The sequence below is a fragment of the Vibrio sp. 1288 genome, from assembly GCF_033344475.1.
This window is the reverse complement of sequence record NZ_JAWPOX010000743.1, coordinates 1-616: the sequence shown is the minus strand read 5'-3', so window position 1 is coordinate 616 and position 616 is coordinate 1. Positions and strand designations below refer to the sequence as shown.

The following is a 616-nucleotide window of genomic DNA, read 5'->3' as shown; positions in this document are numbered from 1 at the left end:
TTTTTTCGCTTTCACGGCACGATCCATGAAGTCGAGTGCCGCATCTAACGTCTCTTCGTCCACAGTTTCCATACGCTTACGAGTCAGAGGCCCTGTATCTTCAATTTTGCCGTCAGCGTACGATCGAATCACACCGCGTGGGCCAAACTTCTTACGGAACTCAGGATCTTTAGGGTAATCGACGTTCTCCGGTTCTTCCTCGGCGTTCAGGTGGTAAAGGTTGCCAAAAAATTCATCGAAGCCGTGGTTAGTAGGAAGATGTTCGTCTTTGTCCCCTAAGTGGTTTTTACCAAACTGACCAGTCATGTAACCCATTGGTTTAAGCATTTCCGCAATAGTTGCGTCTTCCGCTTTCAAACCTAGGTCAGCACCAGGAAGCCCGACTTTACTTAGACCCGTTCTGAGCACAGTCTGGCCGGTAATAAAGGTGGAGCGACCCGCAGTACAAGATTGTTCACCGTAATAATCCGTGAACATCATGCCCTCTTTCGCGATGCTGTCTATGTTTGGTGTTTTGTATCCCATCAAGCCGAAGGTGTAAGCACTGAGATTGGACTGGCCAATATCATCACCCCAAATGACGAGAATGTTAGGTTTCTCTGCCGCGATACTGCTA

At 48.2% G+C, this 616-nt stretch carries 1 protein-coding gene; it reads right to left on the bottom strand.

The features are described from left to right. The coding region (locus tag R8O11_RS29110) for a sulfatase-like hydrolase/transferase (protein WP_318195108.1) at nucleotides 1-616 on the bottom strand (616 nt) is incomplete at both ends.